The sequence below is a fragment of the Helicobacter bilis ATCC 51630 genome, assembly GCF_000686565.1.
Classification (GTDB): Bacteria; Campylobacterota; Campylobacteria; order Campylobacterales; family Helicobacteraceae; genus Helicobacter_A; species Helicobacter_A bilis.
Map to the genome: position 1 here is coordinate 1 of NZ_JMKW01000131.1, position 1,092 is coordinate 1,092.

Annotated in this window: 2 protein-coding genes; both read right to left on the reverse strand. The window is 29.4% G+C overall.

Annotation, left to right across the window (positions count from 1 at the left end):
* Nucleotides 1-90: 90 nt before the first annotated feature.
* Nucleotides 91-531: a hypothetical protein gene (locus tag T368_RS0111670; protein WP_004088993.1), complete on the reverse strand. Its 441-nt coding sequence runs from the start codon at nt 529-531 to the stop codon at nt 91-93.
* A 14-nt stretch (nt 532-545) separates the two neighbouring features.
* Nucleotides 546-1,092: hypothetical protein (locus tag T368_RS16055; protein ID WP_162164643.1), on the reverse strand; the 547-nt coding region annotated here is incomplete at its 5' end.

Here is a 1,092-nt window from a genome sequence, read left to right on the forward strand (position 1 = left end):
AATATAATCAATATTATTTCCTAACTCTAAATACCTTATAACCATAGCAGTGGAATCTCTACCACCGCTTAAATTTGCAATTGTTAGCATTTATTTAGCTCCTCTACTATTATTATCCTTTGCTTTATTGCATAAGGATTGATAATGTTTAGCTTCATTTAATATTTGTCTAGCTTCATTTATTATTTTCTCTCTTTCTTCTTCAATTACATTAGCATTCAATCTGATAGCTATAAATATTATTAATACTAGAAACATATAGAAAAATCCAAGAACAAAGATTTTGGCAATATCCTCATCATCATTCTTTTCTTTCTTTTTTCCATAGTCCCCAAATTTTCTAGGCAATGAATTAATCTTACGCATTGTTATTCTGTATTGATTGTTATCACTATTAAAAAACGCACCATTACCTGTATTTTCATATCCTATTGACTTTAAATGCTCTGCTTTTTGATAAAGTTTGTCTAAATCAGATTCTATTAACTCACAATATTCATATTTCGCACGATTACGATTAAAACCAAACATTTTCTATCCTTTCTCTAAGCCACTTTCTTAGCTTTTCTGTTAAAAAATCTGTTTCTATGTGTAGGCTTAAATACCCAATTATAACCACGCTCAATGCTTTGATTTATTGCACTTACTATATCAATTTTTAGATATTCAAATTTTGCTAATTCAAGTAAAAATTTATTCAATGCAAAGCCGTTAAAATACCTGCCCTTGCTGTTTCTGTAAGCTATAAACTCTTGTATGGATTCCTTGTATTTGTGAGATATTTCTATGATTTTTTGTTGCTCTTTAGCTTCTTTTGCTTTAAATTGACTTTCTAGCATATTCCACAAATTATTCAAAGCTTTCACGCCAAGTCTATTGTCGCATATCCATATCTCTTGCCCTCTTAAACTTTTTTCGATTAAAGCCTTTAAGTTGCCTCCCTGCCTTAGTATTTCTTTTATCGTGTCTATCATAAGTTTCTTATTTTCTTTTACGATAAAAACACCTGTGTGTGCTAGTTGTTTTACATAATTCATAAACAATTCATACTCATCATCGCTAAGTATCTTTTTCAAGCTAGAGAAATTGATA